The organism is Thermovirga lienii (genome assembly GCF_036847465.1).
GTDB classification, from domain to species: domain Bacteria; phylum Synergistota; class Synergistia; order Synergistales; family Thermovirgaceae; genus Thermovirga; species Thermovirga lienii.
In genome coordinates this window covers 94168-114731 of sequence record NZ_DAITZW010000004.1, presented here as the reverse complement: position 1 = coordinate 114731, position 20564 = coordinate 94168, and the positions used below count along the sequence as shown (strand labels likewise).

Annotated in this window: 19 protein-coding genes and 1 pseudogene; 10 read left to right on the top strand and 10 right to left on the bottom strand. The window is 48.9% G+C overall.

Features of this window, described 5'->3' with window-relative positions; all coding sequences use genetic code 11:
* On the top strand, positions 1 to 1049 hold a 1049-nt coding region (locus tag V7Z69_RS03030; protein WP_334138477.1), incomplete at its 5' end, for a M20 family metallopeptidase.
* A 38-nt stretch (positions 1050 to 1087) separates the two neighbouring features.
* Complete coding sequence (locus tag V7Z69_RS03025) at positions 1088 to 1783, top strand: aspartate/glutamate racemase family protein (RefSeq protein ID WP_334138475.1); 696 nt, start codon at positions 1088 to 1090, stop codon at positions 1781 to 1783.
* Between the two features lie 42 nt (positions 1784 to 1825).
* Here V7Z69_RS03025 and V7Z69_RS03020 read toward each other — a convergent pair whose 3' ends face one another.
* Positions 1826 to 2548: a hypothetical protein gene (locus V7Z69_RS03020; RefSeq protein ID WP_014162192.1), complete on the bottom strand. Its 723-nt coding sequence runs from the start codon at positions 2546 to 2548 to the stop codon at positions 1826 to 1828.
* A 189-nt stretch (positions 2549 to 2737) separates the two neighbouring features.
* Between V7Z69_RS03020 and V7Z69_RS03015 the strand changes: the two genes are divergently transcribed.
* The 6 genes from V7Z69_RS03015 to V7Z69_RS02990 all read left to right on the top strand — a co-directional run bounded on the left by V7Z69_RS03015 (position 2738) and on the right by V7Z69_RS02990 (position 9821).
* On the top strand, positions 2738 to 3898 hold the full coding sequence (locus V7Z69_RS03015) for a saccharopine dehydrogenase family protein (RefSeq protein ID WP_334138473.1): 1161 nt from the start codon (positions 2738 to 2740) through the stop codon (positions 3896 to 3898).
* A gap of 99 nt (positions 3899 to 3997) precedes the next feature.
* Entirely contained in the window at positions 3998 to 4678 is a 681-nt protein-coding gene (locus tag V7Z69_RS03010) for a GntR family transcriptional regulator (RefSeq protein WP_014162194.1), read from the top strand.
* A gap of 16 nt (positions 4679 to 4694) precedes the next feature.
* The gene (locus tag V7Z69_RS03005; RefSeq protein ID WP_334138471.1) at positions 4695 to 6548 is read left to right on the top strand and encodes an ASKHA domain-containing protein; all 1854 of its coding nucleotides are present in this window, start codon (positions 4695 to 4697) and stop codon (positions 6546 to 6548) included.
* A 272-nt stretch (positions 6549 to 6820) separates the two neighbouring features.
* Entirely contained in the window at positions 6821 to 7306 is a 486-nt protein-coding gene (locus V7Z69_RS03000) for a TRAP transporter small permease subunit (protein WP_014162196.1), read from the top strand.
* Positions 7307 to 7309: 3 nt separating this feature from the next.
* Positions 7310 to 8626: a TRAP transporter large permease gene (locus V7Z69_RS02995; protein ID WP_014162197.1), complete on the top strand. Its 1317-nt coding sequence runs from the start codon at positions 7310 to 7312 to the stop codon at positions 8624 to 8626.
* Positions 8627 to 8768: 142 nt separating this feature from the next.
* Positions 8769 to 9821, top strand: coding sequence for a TRAP transporter substrate-binding protein (locus tag V7Z69_RS02990; protein WP_014162198.1), 1053 nt, complete (start codon positions 8769 to 8771; stop codon positions 9819 to 9821).
* 70 nt (positions 9822 to 9891) lie between these two features.
* Here V7Z69_RS02990 and ilvD read toward each other — a convergent pair whose 3' ends face one another.
* The 4 genes and pseudogenes from ilvD to V7Z69_RS02970 all read right to left on the bottom strand — a co-directional run bounded on the left by ilvD (position 9892) and on the right by V7Z69_RS02970 (position 14380).
* Positions 9892 to 11553, bottom strand: coding sequence for a dihydroxy-acid dehydratase (gene ilvD, locus V7Z69_RS02985; protein ID WP_334138469.1), 1662 nt, complete (start codon positions 11551 to 11553; stop codon positions 9892 to 9894).
* A 30-nt stretch (positions 11554 to 11583) separates the two neighbouring features.
* Positions 11584 to 12959, bottom strand: a pseudogene (locus tag V7Z69_RS02980) (TRAP transporter large permease).
* Complete coding sequence (locus V7Z69_RS02975; protein ID WP_334138466.1) at positions 12872 to 13384, bottom strand: TRAP transporter small permease; 513 nt, start codon at positions 13382 to 13384, stop codon at positions 12872 to 12874. The pseudogene V7Z69_RS02980 and the gene V7Z69_RS02975 overlap by 88 nt, the downstream one beginning before the upstream one ends.
* A gap of 12 nt (positions 13385 to 13396) precedes the next feature.
* On the bottom strand, positions 13397 to 14380 hold the full coding sequence (locus V7Z69_RS02970; protein WP_334138464.1) for a TRAP transporter substrate-binding protein: 984 nt from the start codon (positions 14378 to 14380) through the stop codon (positions 13397 to 13399).
* 109 nt (positions 14381 to 14489) lie between these two features.
* Between V7Z69_RS02970 and V7Z69_RS02965 the strand changes: the two genes are divergently transcribed.
* Positions 14490 to 15182, top strand: coding sequence for a FadR/GntR family transcriptional regulator (locus V7Z69_RS02965; RefSeq protein WP_334138463.1), 693 nt, complete (start codon positions 14490 to 14492; stop codon positions 15180 to 15182).
* Here the strand turns inward: V7Z69_RS02965 and V7Z69_RS02960 are convergent.
* Positions 15179 to 15895 (bottom strand): transglycosylase SLT domain-containing protein, encoded by a 717-nt coding sequence (locus V7Z69_RS02960; protein ID WP_334138461.1) that lies wholly within the window; start codon positions 15893 to 15895, stop codon positions 15179 to 15181. The two genes, V7Z69_RS02965 and V7Z69_RS02960, sit on opposite strands and share 4 nt — an antisense overlap.
* 148 nt (positions 15896 to 16043) lie before the next feature.
* Between V7Z69_RS02960 and V7Z69_RS02955 the strand changes: the two genes are divergently transcribed.
* Complete coding sequence (locus V7Z69_RS02955) at positions 16044 to 16589, top strand: ECF transporter S component (protein WP_334138458.1); 546 nt, start codon at positions 16044 to 16046, stop codon at positions 16587 to 16589.
* On the opposite strand, the gene V7Z69_RS02950 is transcribed toward V7Z69_RS02955, so the two are convergent.
* The 4 genes from V7Z69_RS02950 to pstB are packed head-to-tail and all read right to left on the bottom strand — an operon-like array spanning position 16570 to position 20554.
* Positions 16570 to 18318: a sensor histidine kinase gene (locus tag V7Z69_RS02950; protein WP_334138456.1), complete on the bottom strand. Its 1749-nt coding sequence runs from the start codon at positions 18316 to 18318 to the stop codon at positions 16570 to 16572. The genes V7Z69_RS02955 and V7Z69_RS02950 overlap by 20 nt on opposite strands.
* Positions 18299 to 19018, bottom strand: coding sequence for a response regulator transcription factor (locus tag V7Z69_RS02945; RefSeq protein WP_334138455.1), 720 nt, complete (start codon positions 19016 to 19018; stop codon positions 18299 to 18301). Before V7Z69_RS02945 ends, V7Z69_RS02950 begins: the two co-directional genes overlap by 20 nt.
* Before the next feature lie 3 nt (positions 19019 to 19021).
* Complete coding sequence (gene phoU / locus V7Z69_RS02940) at positions 19022 to 19738, bottom strand: phosphate signaling complex protein PhoU (RefSeq protein WP_334138453.1); 717 nt, start codon at positions 19736 to 19738, stop codon at positions 19022 to 19024.
* Positions 19739 to 19786: 48 nt separating this feature from the next.
* The gene (pstB, locus tag V7Z69_RS02935; RefSeq protein ID WP_334138451.1) at positions 19787 to 20554 is read right to left on the bottom strand and encodes a phosphate ABC transporter ATP-binding protein PstB; all 768 of its coding nucleotides are present in this window, start codon (positions 20552 to 20554) and stop codon (positions 19787 to 19789) included.
* Between the last annotated feature and the right edge of the window lie 10 nt (positions 20555 to 20564).

Here is a 20564-nt window from a genome sequence, read left to right as displayed (position 1 = left end):
CGGAGAAGATGGAAGAGCTGGGCCTTGATGTCTACCTTCGCCCCATTGGAGAAAAGAGGGCAAATGTAGTGGGGGTCTTAAGGGGAAAGGGTAAAGGGCCGGCTTTGCTGTATAACGGTCACCTTGATACGGTACCTCCAGGGGATGTTAGGTGGGAGTATGGGCCGTTTTCGGGAGAAATTGTTGGAAATAAAATTTATGGTAGAGGTGCAGCAGACATGAAATCTGGCCTTGCGGCCATGATCATGGCTGCAGGCGCTCTAAAAAAATCTAAAGTGGAGCTTGAAGGAAACCTCATAATAGCTGCAACGGCAGGTGAGGAAACCGATAGTATTGGGGCAAAGGAACTTTTAAAAGAAAAAGAGATGTCTAAAGTTGGAGCTATCCTGATTGGAGAACCCAGTGGAAACGAGTTGTATATAGCAGAAAAAGGAGCTTTGTGGCTAAGAGTTAAGGCCTTGGGAAAGACGGCGCATGGTTCAATGCCTGAGATGGGTATAAACGCAATTTTACACATGAAGCAATTTATGGAAGAGCTTTGCGGTTACAAATTTGAATATCAGGAACATGAACTCCTTGGCTGTCCTACCATGAATATAGGCACCATAAAAGGAGGCATAAAGACCAACGTGGTCCCAGACCGTTGCGAGATCACTGTCGACATAAGGACGGTACCGGGAATGAATCATAAGGAAATCATGGAGGATCTTAGATCCATAGTGGAAAAGATGAAGGAGAAGAACCCAGACGTCGATATATCCATAATGGTGGAAAACGACAGGCCTTCCGTGGAGACCGACGAGGGGCATGAATTAGTGAAGCTTGCACAGAAGGTTGGAGAGAAGGTCTTTGGAAGAGAGTTAGTGCCAGGAGGTGTCAATTACTACACTGACGGGGCTGTCTTCGTGCCGGAGACAGGCTTGCCGATGGTTATTTTGGGGCCTGGTGAAGCAAGGTTAGCCCATCAACCCAACGAGTACGTGGAAATAGACAAACTTATAAAAGCTGCCGAGTTTTACGGGGCTTTTGCTGTAGAATATCTAATGTAGTATGCATCAACCTGGTTTGACAAGGAGGGCGGTTTAAGGTGAGAAAGCTTGGTCTAGTGGGAGGCATAGGGCCTGAGTCTACGGTTCATTACTACAAGGGGATAATCCAGGGCTTTAGGGAGAGGACGGGGAAAGACATCTATCCTTTGATGATAATAGACAGCCTAGACCTTTCAGAGATGTACCATCTGGCTGCGGCAAAGGATTGGGAATCCTTTTCTCAGCGGCTTATAGATTCTATCAAGCGATTGGCTCTAGGTGGGGCGGAGTTTGCCGCCATGGCTGCCAATACGGCGCACATAGTCTTTGAGAAGGTGAAGGCGGAGTCTCCTCTGCCTCTTGTAAGCATCGTGGAGGAGACTTGCAAAGCCGCCAAGAAGGAAAATTTCAAGAAGGTCATAATCTTTGGAACGGGCTTTACCATGAGCAGTGGCCTTTACACGGAGAAGTTTTCGGAGTACGGGATAGAGGCCATAGTTCCCGAGGCAGAGGATCAAAGGGCGATTCACAACATAATTTTCCCAAACCTGGAGGCGGGCATAGTTCTTCCCGAGGAGAAGGAAAGGATATTGGAAATAGCCAATAGGATGATTCATCAAGAAGGTGGAGAAGCTTTGGTTTTGGGATGCACCGAACTTCCCCTCATCATCAAGGAAGAAGATCTGGAGGTACCCATCTTGGATACCACTCAGATCCACATAGAGGCCATACTGGATTATTATATGCTTGGATAAGGTAATTTGATGTTCCAACGGGCAGGAGCGGGCGGCCAGCTTTTAAGGTCCGTCCGCTTTCATTATAGGACACCCTCCGATTTGAAAGTAGCCACAACCTTCTTTAAGGCAAGGCTTGCACCTTTTTTCCGATGTCTTTAGTTCCACTTCATTTTCGCTGAACAAGAAAAGGCAAAACCCGGACTTCATGGGGTACAAGGGCTCCTTGGAGGTGGGACTTGTCCCTTCTGCGCCCCTTCTTTTTGCCGAGGTATGAAAAAGGGCCAGCATCTCAGAAAGGATTTTTTCTTCCCCAGTGGGGTAATGTTCTGCTGAATAGAGTCCGAGGGGTATGGCGATTTCTTTTTCTATGAAATTTCTTACCCTTTCCTTTGCCTCCGCAAGAGCCATGGTTCCCAAAGCGTCCAAAATGAGAGCCTCCACTGCCTGTCCTGATGCTGCAAGATGTGAGGCATGCTCTTCAAGCTTAGGCCCTATGGTCCAAAAAGACGCTGCAGCACATATGAAAAACCCATCACTAGGCAGGGTAAAAAACTTATGCAGACCTTCCTGGTCCAGAAGGATAACCCGAGCAAAGGGATCAAGCAGTGCCTCTTTTAGACTGTTCTGCCAAAGGCTGATAAAAACCTCGAACCTTTCCCGGAGGGAAGCGCTTTTATCGTAATAAGGCCTGAGGTTATTTCCTTGAGGTGCAATAAACTCCGACGTGTGTACTCTTTTTGTGTCAACCAGTAAACCAGATCTGTTTTCGAAGAAAATTTTCACCCTTTGAGCTCCCTTTACAAAACACTCTTCCCCGCCAAGCGCCGAGGATATGAGGATTTTATCAGGACTTTCAAGGCAAGGTCCATAAATTTATTTTAAAACTTTTGGACGTTGACCGGATGCCATCATAAGGTATAATAACTATGTATTCAAAATATGTATACACAAACGTTCAAGGAGGTAGGGTGCATGAAAAAGGTGATAGTTTTAGGCGGCGGGCTTGTTGGTTCTGTAATGGCGTTGGATTTAGGCTCTGACCCGAATTACGATGTAACTGTGGCGGATAAGAGTCAAGAAGCGTTGGATAGAATAGCAAAGAAATCAAATGGAGCTGTACACACCCGAAACGATGTGGATTTTGCAGACCCTGATTCCATAGAAAGAGCCGTAAAGGACTATGATCTGGTTATAGGAGCGGTCCCTGGTTTCTTGGGCTTCCAGATGATGGGCGCGGTGATCAGGGCTGGAAAGAACATGTCGGACATAAGCTTCATGGCGGAGGATTATTTCCAGTGGGACGAGGAGGCCAAGAAGGCAGGAGTTACCATATTCGAGGATGTGGGCGTCACTCCAGGTTTCTCCAACGTTTTGATAGGAAGCGCCGTACACCAGCTCGACGAAGTTGAGGACGTGGACATATATGTTACGGGGCTTCCAAAGGAGCCCAAGGAGCCCTTCAACTACAAGTTCGTATTCTCTCCCGACGACTGCATAGAGGAGTATGTCCGTCCGGTTCGGTTCAAGAAAGACGGCAAAATAGTCGAGATGCCTGCTTTGAGCATGAACGAGGTGTACAAGTTTGACATACCTGGATTAGATCTTCCCGAGATGGAGGGTTTCCTGACCGATGGCCTCCGCTCTCTCCTTAAAACCATTCCCGCCAAAAACATATCGGAGAAGACCTTGAGGTATCCTGGAACGGCCGATAGGTTGAAGTTTTTGAGGGACATAGGTTTCTTCGATTTGGAGCCCATAGAGATCAAAGGGTGCAAGATAGCTCCCAGGGAGTTCTTTGCGGCTTTGGCTTACCCCAAGATGAAGTTGGAGGACGACGAGGTGGAGTTCACCTTCTTTAAGATAGACGTTACTGGTAAAAAGGACAAAAAGACTGTTCGCCATACCTTCGTTATGTACGATGAAAGGGACATGGAGACAGGATACACCTCCATGGCTCGTACCACAGGCTTCCCCTGTGTTATCATGGGCCGCCTCATAGCTGAAGGCATAGTTGACATGCCTGGTGTGAACACTCCCGAGATGATAGGCAGCAACCAGGTAGCAGTTAAACGTTTCATAGAGGAGATGGAAAAACGAGGGGTAAAAGTCCATCATGAAGTGAAAGAGCTGTAGTTAAAGGGTCTTGAGGGGTAGGGGGAGGAATGCCTTGTACCCCTGCCCTTTTTATTTCCTTGTTGATATAATCGTGCTCAATAAAAAGGGGGACTTTCCTTGCCTACGACGGGAACGCTGGAGAACGAAGCATATCAAAAGATAAAGCAGGCCATTCTAGCTCGGAGGCTTCTACCGGGAAGCAGGCTCTCTGAGCCGGCTCTGGCAAAGCAGCTCAAGATAAGCCGAACGCCGGTTAGGGCGGCCATAAAACGTCTCATGGCGGAGGGGTTGGCGGAGCCTTCTCCAACCCAGGGAGCGGTTGTCGCTCTGCCCTCTTCAAAGGACATAGAAGAGGTGGTCTTCATGAGGGAGACTCTGGAGCCCGTTGCTGCGGCATTGGCCTCCGAACGAGCGACAGGGGAGGACATTTGTTATCTTGAAGGATTGATTTCCAGGGAAAGGGAGGCTTTTCATAAAAGAGACCTCAAAGGCTATATAGAGGTCAACGATGAGTTTCATGGTACTATAGCTAAAATCTCGGGAAACTGCCTCTTGGAACAAAGTATAAAGAACTTGATACTTCGCTACGATATATTTTTGGCCTTGTTTGACCCCATATATGAGCTCGGGGAGAACGAGCTTGATTCTCCGCTGGAGCACCATTTCATAGTGACGGCCCTCAAGGAGAGGGACTCCAAGGCAGCTGAAGCGGCCATGAGGTATCATTTGCGGTCATCTAGAAAATACGCTACTTCAAGAAGTCTGGAAGATATGGGCGATTTCCCCTTTGATAACTAACCTAGAGGTGGTAGGTTTGCCGAAAAATTCTTGCAGGGTGGTAATTGAAACGGGAAATGGACACCAAAGGGTTTGTTACTGTCAGGAGGGGGACAACCTTCTTGATGTCCTAAGAAGAGAAAAAGTTGCTATTGAGGCTCCCTGTGGAGGCTTTGGCCTATGCGGCAAGTGTAAGGTCATGGTCTCAGGGAAGGCAAGCCTGCCGGACAGTTTGGAGAGGACCTTTTTGGGAGAGGAGTCCCTTTCCAAGGGGGTTAGGCTTGCGTGCAGAGTAAGGATCATGGGAGAGCTTCGAGTTAGCGTTCATTTCGAGGAGATAAAAAGCCAAAAGAAGATAGCTTCTGTAGTAAAACCGGCGAGAATAAAAGTTTCCCCAGAAACGATCAGGATCAATGTTTCCTTGGGCTGGGAGGAGATAAGAGCATACGAGAGCCTGGAGGAAGCGTTGAGGGAAAAATTTTCCTCTCTTGCAGGACGACCTGTAAATCCCATAAGAGACGAGGTAATGGCTGATATCGCAGAGCTTTTTATGGAACGTCAGACCTTGGATGTTTCAGCTACCCTTAGAGGGCAGGATGTGGTATCCGTAAGCTCACAGCAGGAAGAAAAGCCCATTTTAGGGGCGGTATGTGATATCGGGACCACGACGATAGCCTGCTATTTGCTGGATCTGAAAAAGGGACATCAACTGGGTGCCCTTATGAGCAGAAATCCCCAAGTTCCCTTCGGAGCGGATGTGGTTTCAAGGATAGCCCACGCTCTCAAGGAAAAAGAGACCTTTAAGGCTATGGTCAAGGGCCTGAGAGAGGAAGTTGCTCTTCTTCTTGCGCGTCTAGCTTCAGATGTGGGGGCTGACTTGAAGAACTGCGAAGAAGTTTTGGTGATCGGTAATTCGTGTATGCATCACTTCTTCAAGGGGCTTTTGCCCGTCACTCTGGGGAGAGCTCCTTTTTGTCCAGTGCAGAAAGGTCCATCTTGTGATAAGGCGGACCATTTCTCCTTGGGGGTCTCCTCCAGTGCGAGGATAAGGTTTTTGCCCCTGATAGGCGGATTCGTAGGATCGGATATGGTCGGACTTTTGCACTTCGTGGAATCGGTGATGCCTCAAAGGACCAGGTTGGTTCTTGATCTGGGGACCAACGGAGAGATAGCCTTGATACACCAAGGCAAGATCTTAGTTTGTTCTGCGGCTGCAGGGCCTGCGTTCGAAGGAGGAAATATTTTCTGTGGAATGGTGGCCTCAACAGGGGCTGTCAATGAGCTCTCTTGGGAAGGAGAGAACATGATCCCTAAGGTCATAGGAGGAGGAGAACCTGTGGGGATTACCGGCTCGGGTTTGGTGGATGCTGTGGCGATCCTCTGCGAGGGAGGGGTGGTTCTCCCTTCGGGGAGGATTAATCCTCCAGAAAATATAAAAAACCCATCTTTGGCCTCTATGGTAGTGGAAAGAGGTGGAGAAAGGGTAGTGATGATAGCTAAGGGAGAAAGTCGAGAGATCTTCATCTCCCAGAAGGACCTTCGTCAGCTACAGCTTAGCAAGGGAGCAGTGGTGGCCGCTATGAAAGCCCTTTTGGAAAAGGCCAGTATGACCTGGAAGGACGTCGATGAATTGGTCTTGGCTGGGGCCTTGGGAAATTACATAAATCCAGACTCGGCAATGAAGATAGGCCTTATTCCTTCTGCCATGAAGGACAAGGTAATCCCCGTAGGCAACGGAGCAGCGGAGGGGGCCAAGCTGGTTTTGCTTGGAGGAGAGAAAGAATGGCATAAAGCCTGTTCTGTAGTCCAAAAAACAGAGCATATCCCCCTTGAAGAAAACCTTACATTTCAAGAATTTTTTATGAATTCCTTATCTCTGGAACCATTCTAAAGATTCAAACGATTTGCTGTATTCTTTACCGTTTTTTATACAATCTACAGGTTGACAATGATGGTGGTGGCATATAGTATATTTGGCGTCAGCGTCATGTTACCTTTGTAACGTGCGCCCCTCAAGTTTTTCAAAGTTTTATGAGTCCGCTTTCACGGAAAAAGTGGGGCACCTTCCTGGTATGTGTTTAAGTCTACAAAAGTAAACCTTCGGTCTTACGAGCCTTGTTTCATAGTGGCTTTATGTCTATTCTAGATTAAGGAGTGGCGCAAATGGATAAGTTAGGAAAGATGATATCTCTTCTGATTCTCCCTCTCATTGCCATCATAGTTTACAGTTCCCTTAAGGGTTTTTTCCTCAACAGGACGCCTATCTGGACCTTTGAGGTGTCCATATTTCTCTTTGGTTGTTTTTTCATGTTGGGGGCTGCATACTGCCACATGCTCAACAATCACGTCAGCGTGGACGTGGTCAACCACTACCTTCCCCCAAAGTGGAGAAGAATCTTTGGTATATTCGGGGAGATAGTGGTTCTTTTCGTGGTCTTGGTGATGATATACCTCAGTGTTCCCACGGCAATCCGATCGACCATAATGAAGGAGCGCTCTACCCATCAAACGCCCTTCAACCCTCAAGTGTGGTGGTATCGATGGGTCATACCCATATCTTGCGCACTTATGTCGTGGCAATCCTTCAAGAACATGATGCGTCTCATCTTTCAGCGACCTGATGACATGGAAAACGAAAAAGGAGTGTAAGCGATGACTGGCGATATGTTACCACTTTTGATGTTTGCGGCTTTGTTCCTTCTTTTGGCGGCGGGAGTCCCCATTGCCTTTTCCCTTTCTGCTGTAGCCATAGTTTTTTCTTACTTTCTTTGGGGCCCAGGAGCCTTGAATATCTTGATATCGGCCACGTGGGGAGCCATGAACAACTTCGTCATAATAGCGGTCCCTCTCTTCATCTACATGTCCTACATACTACAGAAAACCAACGTGGTAGAGGACCTATATGATGCCTTCTATAAGTGGTCTGGCGGCTTAAGAGGTGGTCTTGCCATAGCCACTGTAATAGTTGGAGCCTTCTTGGGGGCCGTTTCGGGAGTCGTCGCAGCTGGGGTTATTGGGTTGGGCTTAATAGGTCTTCCTCAGATGTTGAAGTACAAGTACGACAAGAACGTCTCCATGGGCATTGTTATGGCCTCAGGTACCTTGGGACAAATAATACCACCGAGCACCAACATGGTTCTTTATGGTGCCGTCACAGGGGTTTCCATCGGAGGACTTTTTGCCGGAGGGCTTACTGCTGGTGTTTTTCTGGGCATCCTGTACATTGGATACGTCCTTATAAGAAGCCTTATAAACCCCAATCTGTGTCCCCCTCTTCCTCCCGACGAAAGAGCTTCGTTTAAGGAAAAACTTTACGCATTAAGGAGCGTGTTCCTTCCCAGCCTTTTAATAATCCTGGTTTTGGGTTCCATCCTTTCTGGAATCGCCTCTCCTACGGAGGCAGCGGCTTTCGGTGCGGCAGGGGCGATGCTGATCGGCTTGATTAAAAAGAGGCTCAATTGGGAGATTGTCTTTTCCTCCTGTTACGAGACCTTGTCCATTACGGCTATGGTCGGTTGGGTTATGATAGGTGCCACTGCTTTCGGGTCGGTCTTCTCAGGGGTAGGAGGAAATCGCCTGGTGTCTCAGCTAGCAATGAACATGCCTGGCGGAGCTGTCATGGTCCTTATTGCCTCTTCTGTTTTCTACTTTATCTTGGGGATGTTCTTGGAACCAGGAGCGATAATATTCTTTGCCGTGCCTATAATTGCTCCCATTCTCGCTAGGTTGGGTTATGACCCCCTGTGGGTTGGTTTGGTGTTCAACGTCCTCTTGCAGTGTGGTTACTTGTCTCCGCCTTTTGGATTTAGTTTGTTCTACCTCAAGGGCGTAACGCCTAAGGATGTCACAATAACGGAGATCTACAGGGCTAGTATTCCATTTTTGGTCTTGCAGGTAGCCTGCGTTGCCATCATGTTTGTTTTCCCGGACTTTTTCTTGTGGCTACCGAAACAGGTCTTGGGGCTGTGAGGATGTTGGTCATTTAGACTTATTAAACTTTATGTTTCAGTGTTTGGTTGTTTAACTGTGGAACGGGGGTGGTAGTTGAGCGAGAGAGTGTAGTTCCACGAAGGTTTTGGTACAAAAACAAAAAGAGGAGGTATGCAGGAAGATGCGAAAGTTTTTGACGCTGTTTTTGTTGGTGGCTCTAGTGCTCGTTAGCGCTAACGCAGCCTTTGCTGCGAAGGTAAAGTGGAGGATGGTAACCCATGCCATGCCTGGTACGGAGCAGCAGAGGATAGCTGAAGAGTTTGGAAAGACCGTTGAGACCCTCTCTGGTGGAGAGTTCGTGATCGAGGTTTTCCCAGCCGGCGTTCTCTTCCCAGTGTTTGAGACCTTTGACAATTTGAGAAACGGTGTCGTCCAGGCTTCCATGGTGTACGGCGCCTACTGGCCTGGAAAGGACCCGGGCTTCATCCTGACCACCCGCCCCGGAGATCCCCTGGGGACCTATGCTGAGGGTGCATATGTGACGGAGAAGCTCTTCCCCTATTTCGAGAAGCTCTATGCCAAACACGGGATCAAATATTTGGGACACGCAATGGTTAGCCCCCTTTATGAGCAGCTCATGTCTGTGGTTCCAATCCGCAATCTTGAGGAGATAAAGGGTAAGAAAATCCGTACCTCCGGCTTTGGTGCAAGGTTCTACAATGCCCTTGGTGCAACCACCGTTTCGCTCCCTGCTCCAGAGATATACACGGCTTTGCAGACCAACAACATAGATGCAGCAGAGTGGACCTTCTGGGATGAGAACATGAGGATGGGCTTCCACGAAGTGGTTAAGTACGTTATAGATCCTGCGTTCCAGAACGGAACCTGTGAGTACTTCCCCCTCACGGTGAACCCCGCTGCATGGGACTCTCTGCCTCAGAATTACAAGGACATAGTGTTCGCCGCTCTTGATAGGGCCCGCTATATGTCCGCCATGGTATACGTCCATGAGATCAAGGCAAGAGAGAAATGGAAAGAAATGGAAGGCATAGAGATAATCACCTGGAGCCCAGAGGACCAGAAGAAGGCCAGGGAGATAGGTCTGAAACTGGTTTATGACGAGTGCATGAAGACTCCGGAAGGAAAAGAATATCTTGACATATACCGCAGTGCCCTTTGGGAGCTGGGATACAAGGACGAAGCCAAGTTCCTCGGATACGAGGAAAAGAAATAGCTGAAAGCAAAAAACGAGTAACAAGATAGTAAAAAGCAGCTGGTAAATCCCCAGCTGCTTTTTTTATTTTTTACTTTTCGAAGACGGCTCCGGTGCTGCCGGAGGTAACGAAGTGCCTGTATCTTTCCAGGAAAGAGCTAGTGGTTTCTTGATGTTTTGGCTTGAACGATTTGCGCCTTTCTTCAAGCTCTTTTTCATCCACCAGCAAGTTGAGCTTTCTGTTGGGTATGTCTATCTCTATCATGTCCCCGTCCTTTACGAGGCCTATTGGACCACCTGCTGCGGCTTCAGGTGATACATGCCCTATGGATGCTCCCCTGGTAGCTCCAGAGAACCTTCCGTCGGTTATGAGGGCTACAGAGCTGTCAAGGCCCATTCCAGCTATGCTAGCGGTGGGGCCAAGCATCTCCCTCATGCCAGGGCCTCCCTTGGGGCCTTCGTAGCGGATTATAACCACGTCCTTTGGTTTTATCTTGCCTTCCCTTATGGCCCTTGACGCGTCCTCCTCGCAGTCGAACACCCTAGCGGGTCCTACGTGGTGCATCATCTCGGGGACCACTGCTACCTGCTTTACTACGCATCCCTCTGGCGCTAAAGTGCCTTTCAGGACAGCTATTCCGCCCTCTGAGTGATAGGGGTTGTCCAAGGACCTGATGATATTTTCATCTATAACTTTTGCGCTACATAAGTTTTCCTTCACTGTTTTAGTGGTGACCGTCAGGCAGTCGCCGTTAATTAGTCCCCCTTCTGCAAGACGCAGCATGACGGCTTGAACACCTCCAGCCCTGTACAGGTCCTGCATGTGATGTTTTCCTGCAGGGCTCATGCTGCACAGGTGGGGAGTCTTGCGGCTTATTCTGTCCATGTCTTCCAGAGTGAGAGAAACCCCTGCTGCGCGAGCTATCGCTGGCAAATGCAATGCCGTGTTAGTGGAGCCTCCCAAAGCCATATCTACAGCCACGGCGTTTTCGAAAGCCTCCTTCGTCAGGATGTCCCGCGGCTTTATGCCTTTTTCGACAAGTGTCAAGATGATCCTGCCAGCATCCTTGGCAAGCCTCTCTCTGGCAGCGTATACGGCGGGAATGGTTCCGTTACCTGGCAGGGCCAGCCCTAAAGCCTCCATCATGCAGTTCATGGTGTTTGCCGTGAACATCCCTGCACAAGAACCGCAGGTGGGACAGGCGGAATTTTCAAGCTCAATGAGCTCTTCTAGGCTCATTTTCCCCGAGTCATATTTTCCCACTGCCTCGAATACGGAACTCAAGTCCACTTCGCATCCTTTGTGTTGGCCGGCCAGCATGGGACCTCCACTTATTATTATGGAGGGGATGTTGAGCCTTGCAGCGACCATGGCCATGCCGGGAATTATTTTGTCGCAATTGGTGACCATGACAAGGCCGTCCAGTGCGTGAGCTTTTGCCATGACTTCAATGGAGTCGGCGATGAGTTCTCTGCTGGGCAGGGAGAACTTCATGCCCTCGTGGTTCATGGCGATGCCGTCGCAGACGCCTATCACCGGAAACTCCAGCGGGAGGCCTCCTCCTGAATAGACTCCATGTTTGACTGCCTCAGCAACTCTATTCAGGTGAGTGTGTCCTGGTATTATGGAGTTGTAAGCATTAACTACACCTATCCATGGACGGTCAATTTCCCAATCTGTAAAGCCTCCAGCCTTTAACAGGGAGCGGTGAGGAGCCCTTTCTGCGCCTTTTTTCGCTTTGTTGCTGTTCATTTGAATCCCTTCCTTCTCTTTGATTTCCTTTTACATCGGGCCATTCCACAGCATATTGGGCAAGAAAAGAACCAACGATGGCAGGTATGTTATCAGTATGAGCGTAACGACGAGGATGATTACCATGGGTATTATGGGCTTGCTTATCTCTTCGATGCTGAGGCCCGTTATGGCACTTGCCACGTATATATCTATAGCCACTGGCGGGGTTGCCATCCCTATGGCAAGCCCCACTGCGATTATAACGCCGAAATGGATCAAGTTACCTCCCAACTGAGATATGGTGGGCAAAAATATGGGCGTTAGGATTATCAATGCAGAGGCAGTCTCCATGAACATTCCAGCTACAAGGACCACCAACAGGACTGCCAGGTATATCATAAAATGATTTTCGCCAGCCATCTGCATCAGGGCCCCTGCCACCTTATCGGGGACCTCGTAGAAAGCGAGGTTCCATCCAAAAAGCTTGGAGGTGGCAATTATGAACATTATGAGAGAGGATGTAACACCTGCCCCTACCACAAGGTTGTAAAGTTTCTTGAAGTCAAGGCTTTTATATATGAATAAAGCCACAAAAAGGGAGTAATCAACGGCAATGGCCGCTGCTTCAGAGGGGGTGAACCAGCCTGTGAAAATACCACCTAGGATTATTATTGGTGTTAGGAGGCCCCAGGATGCGCTCTTGAATCTACGCCACTTTTCCACGGAAGGTACGGGGTCGCTTGCAGGGTAGTTTCGCTTTTGTGCTACATATAAAGCAAAGACTATAAGTCCCAAACCCATCAATAATCCAGGAATGAAACCACCCATGAAGAGCTTGGCCACCGATTCCCCGGATATCACCGCGTAAAGAACCATGGGAACGCTTGGGGGAATCACTACGCCGATGGTGCCGGAAGCGGCTATGAGGGCAGCAGAGAAGTCCAGGTCGTATCCCTTTCGTTTCAAGTCCGGTAAAAGCGCCGAGCCTACAGCTGCTGTTGTAGCTGCTCCCGAACCGGAAATGGCGGCTATGAACATGGAGGCTACGGTGGAAACTATGGAAAGCCCCCCTTGACCCTTCCCAGTGTGGCTTCAGCGAAGGAGACTATTTTTTCAGAGATGCCGCCTTTGGCTAGGATGTCCCCGGCAAGGATGAAAAAGGGTACGGCCACCAGGGCAAAGGAGTTGTTCCCCATGAACATCATCTGAGGAACCATCTGCAGAGGAAGGTCGCTTAAGATGAGGACCAAAACCGATGAAATTCCTATGGCCAAAGCTATGGGGAATCCCAAAATCAACAAAAGGAAAAATGATATAGCGAGAACAAGGCCCAAGATCAATCCCTCCTTAAGATTTTTAGGAGGCTGTCCGCAAGATGCACCATTATGACCAGGCTCACGGCAGGGTAGAAAAGGTATATCCACGCCATGGATATGCCTAAAGCCGGAGTGGTCTGTCCTCCCTCGCTTTTCATCATCAATATTCCGTACCAGCCCACTATGACGAAAAAGGCCATGCTTGCAAGCTGGATAAAAACGCCAAGGGCCTTAGATGCTTTAGGAGACAGCTTGTTGGCCAAAAAGGTTATGGCTATATGGCTTCCCCTTTTGAAGCCTATGGACGCACCCACCAAAGAAGAGGCCACAAGCAAAAACCGGGTCAGTTCCTCCGACCATACCAGGGCCTCAAAGAAGAACCTGAAGACTATCTGGAGGGTCGTTATGGCGATCATGGCCGTCATCAGGATGAATAGCAGCCCTTCGCATATTTTGTTTATCTTATCGCTTAAGGCTGAGAGGGATGACCTGTCAAGGCCCTCCCTCTCAGCAGATGGTTCTGTTCTTCTCATGGTTTTCCTCTACTAGTTGGCTTTGGTTTCAGCTATGGCCTTCAGGACGTCCTCGCCGAAAGATGCACCGTATTTTTCGTAAACAGGCTCCACTGCCTTTCTGAAGGCCTCAAGGTCGGGCTTTTCCACTACTTCCATTCCCTGTTCCTTTAAGAAGGCAAGCCATTCGGCCGCTTTGTCGTTGTCGTACTGTCGGTTTGCCTTGGAGGCCTCCGTTGCCGCCTCCTGAATTATGGCTTGTTGCTCAGGTGTTAGTTTTTTCCAAGTCTTCATGCTCATCATTATCACGTTTGGAGCATAGGCGTGCCTTGTTAGAGACAGATACTTCTGGCTTTCGTATAGTTTGAAGGCCACTATTACGTTTAGGGGGTTTTCTTGTCCGTCGATGGTCTTCTGCTGGAGGACCGTCAGAGCCTCGGTCCAAGCCATGGGCACGGCGTTGGCGCCAAGGGCCTTGAAGGCGTCCACGTATATGGGGTTCTGCATCAATCTGATTTTGAGTCCCTTGACGTCATCAGGGGTCACTACGGGACGCTTGCTGTTGGTGAGGTTGCGGAATCCCCTCTCGCCGTAAGCAAGACCTTTCCATCCTTGGGTTTCCATCTTCTTGAGCATCTTTGTTCCTATTGGGCCGTCCAACACTGCGTAAGCGTGTTCAGGGCTTCTGAACAGGAAAGGAAGATCGAATACGCCGAATTCGGGAATGAAATTGATGATAGGGCCACTGGTTATTATACCTGCATCCACGACGCCCATCTTCATGCCTTCAAGCAAGGCTCTTTCATCACCGAGCTTCGCATTGGGGTAAATGGTGACGGTGATTTCGCCGTTGGATTTTGCCTCCACTACTTCCTTGAACTTCAAAGCGCAGACGTGGAAAGCGTCTTTCTCATTTACAACGTGGGCCAACTTGATATTTAGGCCCTTGGCAAAAGCACCCTGGACCCCTACTAGCAAAAAGGAGAACACAACCAAAAGAGCAAATAACTTTCTCATAAAACCTTATCCCTCCCATCTTTTGTACTACCTTGGTACTACCAACGGGCATATTGTAATATAATGTCCTTGTGGCGACAAGGACATCGTAAAAAAGGTGATGGTCCATTTGAGCAAAAGGCGAAAGAAACTTGCAGAGGAAATATTGGAGAAGATAAAAGACCGCTCCATCGTGGACGAGGAGGGAAGGCTGCCAACGGAAAGGGATCTAGCTGCACTTTTCAGAGTCAGCAGAAACCTTCTTCGGGAAGCTTTGGTGGTCTTGGAGTGCATGGGGATCATAGAGGTCAGGGCGAAGGAGGGCCTCTTCGTGAAGGGCGATCCCTCTTTGGATTTTTCTCCCAACTTGAAAAGTGTGGTTTTGTGGCCGGAGAACATGCTCCGGGATCTCATGGAGATGAGAGTCATCATAGAGGTTCCAGCTGCGGGATTGGCCGCAAAAAGACGCACCGCCGAAGACCTAAAAAGGATGGAGGAGTGCATAAGACACCTTGAGGAAGTTTACCTCCATGGAGAAAAGTACGAGGGAGAGGGGGCTAAGTGGGATGCCCTCCTTCATACAGCCATAGTGGAAGCCTCTGGCAACAGGATACTGGTGCGATTTTCTGAGGAGTTCGGCTACATCATGGAAAAGTACATAGGCCAAAGCAGGTCCTTGGTATTCTCCCGGGGTGACTGGCCGAGGATAATCCTCGACCAGCACCGGGCGCTTTTTGCAGCCATAAAGGACAAAGACGAGGCTAAGGCCAAAAAAGCCGCACTAAAGCACATAGAGCTTGCAAGAAAAAAGTTCGCAGGTTAGAGCTCTATGTCTGAAACAAAATTTTCCACTTTGTTTTTGTAGCGAGAAACTTTTGCCCAATATTTCCCCACGGGGCCACCGTAATACCTTTTAAGGGCGATCTTTGTGCTCTTGTAGTGTTTGAGGTAGCGGGACAACAACAGGCTTCCTGCGGCAATTCCCTTTTCCGGGTCGTAAAGTTCCGACTGGGATTTTATTCCGTTTGCCATCAATAAGTTGTAATGAACGTGCCAGGCCACCTGCATAACACCCATGGCGCCAAAGTTGCTTTTAGCCTTGGGGTCGAAGTGGCTTTCCGTGTTTGCAACGGCCACGGCCAAGCTCAGCGGAATGTTGTATTTGCTGCTGTAGTGGAGGAAGGCAGCGGCCTCACGCCAGGCCGTTAAGGCGTCTATCTTTGGGTTTTGTTTTTTGATGTACAGTGCCAGAACCGCTGCCTTTTGCTGGGTTTCTTTGTCCCAGCTCCAAAGGAAGCGGATCTTTGAGTCGGGCTTCTTTACGTAGAGCCTGTACAAGTCCTCAGGCGCAAGCCCCATGTCCTTCAAAGAGGCTACCACCGTTTGATCCAAGGAATTAACCACCTGGTCCCGCCAAGTCCTTTCCTTTGCCCTCTCCCATACGGCTAAGGGTGACCCTTCAAGAACACCTCCAATGGTAAAGTTGACCGAAGTCGCTATAATTGCTACTAGTAATATCGCTTTTACGAGTTCCATACCGATTTTTCGAATCTTGAAACCGCTCCTTTCGAAAAAAAGAAAGAATATTTAAAATATCTCCCGGTGTGGGAATTATACACATAAATGTGAAAAATGCAACTATTGTATGACAAATTTGACCAATCTCAAGAAAGGAGAAGGAACATTGAGATACACTACGGAACGGATAGTTAAATTGGCCATACTTTCTTCTTTGGGGTTGGTTTTGATGTTCTTCGTCAGGTTTCCTGTCATTCCCACTGCATCCTTTCTTGAGTACGAACCGGGAGATGTTCCGGCCCTTGTGGCTTCCTTTCTGTATGGACCATCATCGGGGCTTTTGGTCACTGCAGTCATCGTGATAGTACAGGCCCTTACGGTCAGTGCGGGAAGTTCCTGGATAGGTGCTTTGATGCACTTTGCGGCTACGGGGTCCATGGTGTTGGTCGCGGGTATGGTGTACAGAAGAAATCCTACGTTCAAGGGAGCCTTGATGGGGTTGTTTTTGGGATCTTGTACAATGATTGTGTTGATGATTCCCATGAATTTAATCTTCACTTCCATGTTCCTGGACCTTCCCAAGGAGGCAGTGAAGGAGATAATAATTACGGCAGTCATCCCTTTCAATGTCTTCAAGACTGCCGTAAACTCCACTTTAACTATACTTTTATACAAAAACGTAGGGCGTATCCTTATCCACTGGGGAGCTTGACGCGGAAGAGAGCCCCTTCTTCTTTATCTTCGAGGTTAATGGTCCCACCGTGAGACTTGATTATCTTCTGAGCTATGGCAAGTCCCAGACCGTACCCACCGGTTTTTGAGGCTTCTCTTGAGCGGTCCTTTTCTCCCCTTTGGAATCTTTCAAATATGATGTCCTTTAGCTCGTAAGGTACGCCTATCCCGTTATCGTCCACCGTGATGATCCAATGCCCTTCTTCTTTTTCCAAAGAGAGGACAACTTTGCCTCCATCTCTGTCCTGGAAACGTTTCCTGGTGTACTTTATGGCGTTCTCCAGCAGGTTCCAGAAGGCTCGCCTCAGTTCCTCGGCGTCTCCCTTCGTTGGTGCCTCTTGGGGGCCCAAGTATTCCAAGCGTATCTTCTCCGCTGCAGGTAGGTTTTTACCTTCGTTTACCAGGTTTTTGAGTAAGACGGCAAGATCTACGTCCTCCCACTTTGGCTCGTGGGGTCTGGCTTCGAGTCGGGATAGAAGTAAAAGGTCGTCCACCAGGCCGGTCATTCTTTCCTGTTGGGTTATGATCTTTTTAGCTAGCTCTTTTGCTTCTTTGGGTTCCATTTTTTCGTTTTCCATAAGTAGCTCTGCAGCCCCTCTTATTATAGTGAGAGGAGTCTGCAGTTCGTGGCTTGCATCGGCTACGAAGGCCTTTCTTGCCTCCTCCAGGAGTACTCTTTCGGTCATGTCGGTCACCACTACCATGACGCCCCACTCTATGGAGAGGCTTTGGGCCTGGAGGTAGCGCTCCGTTTTGTTTATAGAAGTGAAAACGATCGTTGAATCTTCGCCTTTGAAAGACTTTTCCAGTAGGGTTATGAGTTCTGGAACCTTTATTACGCTCTGGAAAGGCAACCCCTTGGAAAGTTTGGGGGCCTCCCGTAAGGCGTAGGCTATAGAGTTGTTGGCATATCTTATCTTACTGTTTTTATCAATGACCATTACGCCTATGGGTAGGGAATCCAACAAAGATTCAAGATAGCTCTGCTCCCTCTTTAAATCCTGTAAGGTCTTGTCCAGCTTGCTAGACATGCCCTCCAATGCCTCAGCCAGTTTGAAAACCTCCAGTATGTTGGTTTTCTTGCCTATGGATAGCCTTCCTCTTTCGCTCTTCAAGGCTTCGTTCGTCAGGTCCTCAAGGGGCTTGGATATTTGGCGGGAGAAGAAAATTCCCACTATGAGGGCTATAAACCCAGCGCCAAGAAGGGAAAAAAGTAAACTTTTCCGTGCTTCGAATATGGCTTGGTCCATGTACGAGAGAGGCAGGGATATTCTAAGTACGTACAAATTGCCATCCTTGTCCGCTACGCTTTTTGCCATGTAGAGGGACTGGTCTTTGACGCTGCGGCTGTATCGCAAGTCCTTTCCAAATCCCTTGAGTATGGCCTCTCTGACTTCGGGCCTGGAACCGTGATCGTCTAGCTCCTCAACGGGCACTTTGTTGTCGTAAAGTACCCTTCCATCGAAGGTTATAATGGTTACTCGGCTTGAGCTTTCGTTCTTCCATCTATCAGCATTGGCAATCAAGCCTTGAACACCGTAATTTTCTATCTCGGCCGACAATACTTCCATTAGGGAGGTAAGAGAACTTTCTGCCTGCCTGTACAGTTGGTTTTCTACGTTTTTGCCTATAAGAAACCACCCTGAAAGGAGGACCAGAACCACTATTATGGCGACTAAATCGGTCATCTTACCTTTGAGAGTTCTCATGCGCTTTTTCCTCCCACTTGATCATATATCCCCTTCCCCGAACGGTATGCAGGATCTTTGGGTTTTCGGGGTCTTTCTCCAGCTTCCTCCTCAATCTTGAAATGTGCACGTCCACGGTCCTACTGTCTCCAAGGTAATAGCCCCATCCCTTAGCCAGAAGCTCCTCTCGGGATAGGACCCGGCCAGGGTTTTTGGCCAGGATCTCCAAAAGGTGATACTCCGTGGGGCTTAGATCCAAGGTTCTTCCTTCAAGGGTCGCAACCTGTCTATCAAAATCCATTTCCAGAGGGCCTATTTTAACGGAGGAACTTTCTGAGCTTTTGCTCTTGCTCCTCCTTAGCACGCTCCTTACCCTCGCCATGAGCTCTATCAAAGAGAAGGGCTTGCGTATGTAGTCGTCAGCACCCAAGTCTAGCCCAGCCACGACGTCACGTTCGTCCCTCCTGGCAGTCAGCAGGATTATGGGAATGTTAGAGGTCTTTGGATTCCCTTTCAATCTTCGGCACACTTCCCAGCCGTCCATTTTAGGGAGCATTATATCCAATATGATGAGGTCGGGCAGGAGGTTTTCTGCCATTTCAAGTCCCGTATCTCCATCGAAGGCCTTTTCTACTTTGTACCCGTGGCGCTTGAGGGCATCTGACAAGATGTCGGAGAGAGCCTCCTCATCCTCTACCACAAGGATGCGCTCAGATTGCATGATTTAATCCCTCTTTTCCTCTTCCTCTGATCGCTCTATTCGCCTTCTATAGCTGGAAGCCCTTATAAAATTGCCGGTGCACATGTAGACTGTGTGTTCGCAGAGGTTGGTCACGTGATCTCCGGCTCTTTCCAGGGCTCTGGACACCAAAATGAGCTGCATGGCCTGCTCTATGTTCCTTGGGTTTTCCATCATCAATACCACAAGCTCCCTGAATATCTGCTTGTCCAGATCGTCTATCTCGTCGTCAAGGGCGCATATCTTCTTCGCTTCCTCGGGGTTCTTGTTCACGAAGGCTTTCAAGGCCAGGTCGATCATTTCTCGTATTTTCTCTCCCATTCGAGGTATATCGATCAGGGGCTTGATGAGCTTTTCCTTTGACAGGGCCTTTGCAATCTTGGCTATGCTCACTCCTAGGTCACCTATGCGCTCAAGGTCGACGGACATGTGGAGTATGGAGGCTATCATTCTCAGGTCCATAGCTACAGGCTGGAAGCGGGCTATTATCTCCAGGGCCTGTTCGTTTATTGATTGGGTGATTTGGTCCAGCTCTTCGTCTCCCCGCATTACTTCCTCTGCTAAGCTCAAGTCACTTTTCTTCAAGGCCCATATTGCCTTGTTTATGGCGTCTTCGGCGAGGGTCCCAAGCTTCATCAGCTTGTTGTATAGAGAGTTCAATTCTTCATCAAGAGCTTTTCTTCCCGTCAAGTGATTGGCCATGGTATCACTTCCTTTTTCATTTATAGGCTTGATGCCCTAGGGGCATGCTTAACCGAACCTTCCAGTTATGTAATCCTCGGTCCTTCGGTCCTTGGGGGATGTGAATATCTGTTGAGTCGGTCCGTACTCTATCATCTCTCCCATGAGGAAGAACACCGTTACATCTGATACCCTGGCGGCCTGCTGCATGTTGTGGGTGACTATTACCACGGTATAGGAGCTGCTTAGCATTCTCACCAACTCCTCAATTCTCGCAGTGGCCATGGGATCCAGGGCTGAGGTGGGTTCGTCCATCAGGATTACCTCTGGCTCCACGGCTATGGCCCGGGCTATGCAAAGCCTCTGCTGTTGTCCCCCTGACAGGGCCGTAGCCGGTTTGTGTAGTTTGTCCTTGACCTCGTCCCACAGAGCGCTTCCCCTTAAGCTCTTTTCGACTATCTCATCCAGTTTGTTCTTGTTTCTGATTCCGTGGAGCCTGGGGCCGTAGGCCACGTTGTCGTATATCGACATAGGGAAGGGGTTGGGGCGCTGGAAGACCATCCCCACCTTCCTGCGGAGCTCTATGGGGTCCGTTTCAGGGTCATATATGTCCTTTCCATCTATCATGACTTTGCCCGTTATCCTGCAAGAATGTATGAAATCGTTCATCCTGTTGAGGCAGCGCAAGAAGGTGCTCTTGCCGCAGCCTGAAGGGCCTATAAGGGCTGTTACGGCCTTTTCAGGGACTGTAAGGGCTATATTTTTCAAGGCATGGGTTTCCCCATAAAACAAGTTGAGGTTGTCTACTATTATCTTGTCTTTTTTATCCATATCCATAGTTTCACCC

Coding starts and splice junctions, on each gene's coding strand:
- V7Z69_RS02970 (WP_334138464.1), bottom strand. CDS start 14,380: ATGAGAAAGTTATTTGCTCTTTTGGTTGTGTTCTCCTTTTTGCTAGTA.
- V7Z69_RS02990 (WP_014162198.1), top strand. CDS start 8,769: ATGCGAAAGTTTTTGACGCTGTTTTTGTTGGTGGCTCTAGTGCTCGTT.
- V7Z69_RS02995 (WP_014162197.1), top strand. CDS start 7,310: ATGACTGGCGATATGTTACCACTTTTGATGTTTGCGGCTTTGTTCCTT.
- V7Z69_RS02975 (WP_334138466.1), bottom strand. CDS start 13,384: ATGAGAAGAACAGAACCATCTGCTGAGAGGGAGGGCCTTGACAGGTCA.
- phoU (WP_334138453.1), bottom strand. CDS start 19,738: ATGGCCAATCACTTGACGGGAAGAAAAGCTCTTGATGAAGAATTGAAC.
- pstB (WP_334138451.1), bottom strand. CDS start 20,554: ATGGATATGGATAAAAAAGACAAGATAATAGTAGACAACCTCAACTTG.
- V7Z69_RS02950 (WP_334138456.1), bottom strand. CDS start 18,318: ATGAGAACTCTCAAAGGTAAGATGACCGATTTAGTCGCCATAATAGTG.
- ilvD (WP_334138469.1), bottom strand. CDS start 11,553: ATGAACAGCAACAAAGCGAAAAAAGGCGCAGAAAGGGCTCCTCACCGC.
- V7Z69_RS02945 (WP_334138455.1), bottom strand. CDS start 19,018: ATGCAATCTGAGCGCATCCTTGTGGTAGAGGATGAGGAGGCTCTCTCC.
- V7Z69_RS03000 (WP_014162196.1), top strand. CDS start 6,821: ATGGATAAGTTAGGAAAGATGATATCTCTTCTGATTCTCCCTCTCATT.
- V7Z69_RS02960 (WP_334138461.1), bottom strand. CDS start 15,895: ATGGAACTCGTAAAAGCGATATTACTAGTAGCAATTATAGCGACTTCG.
- V7Z69_RS03015 (WP_334138473.1), top strand. CDS start 2,738: ATGAAAAAGGTGATAGTTTTAGGCGGCGGGCTTGTTGGTTCTGTAATG.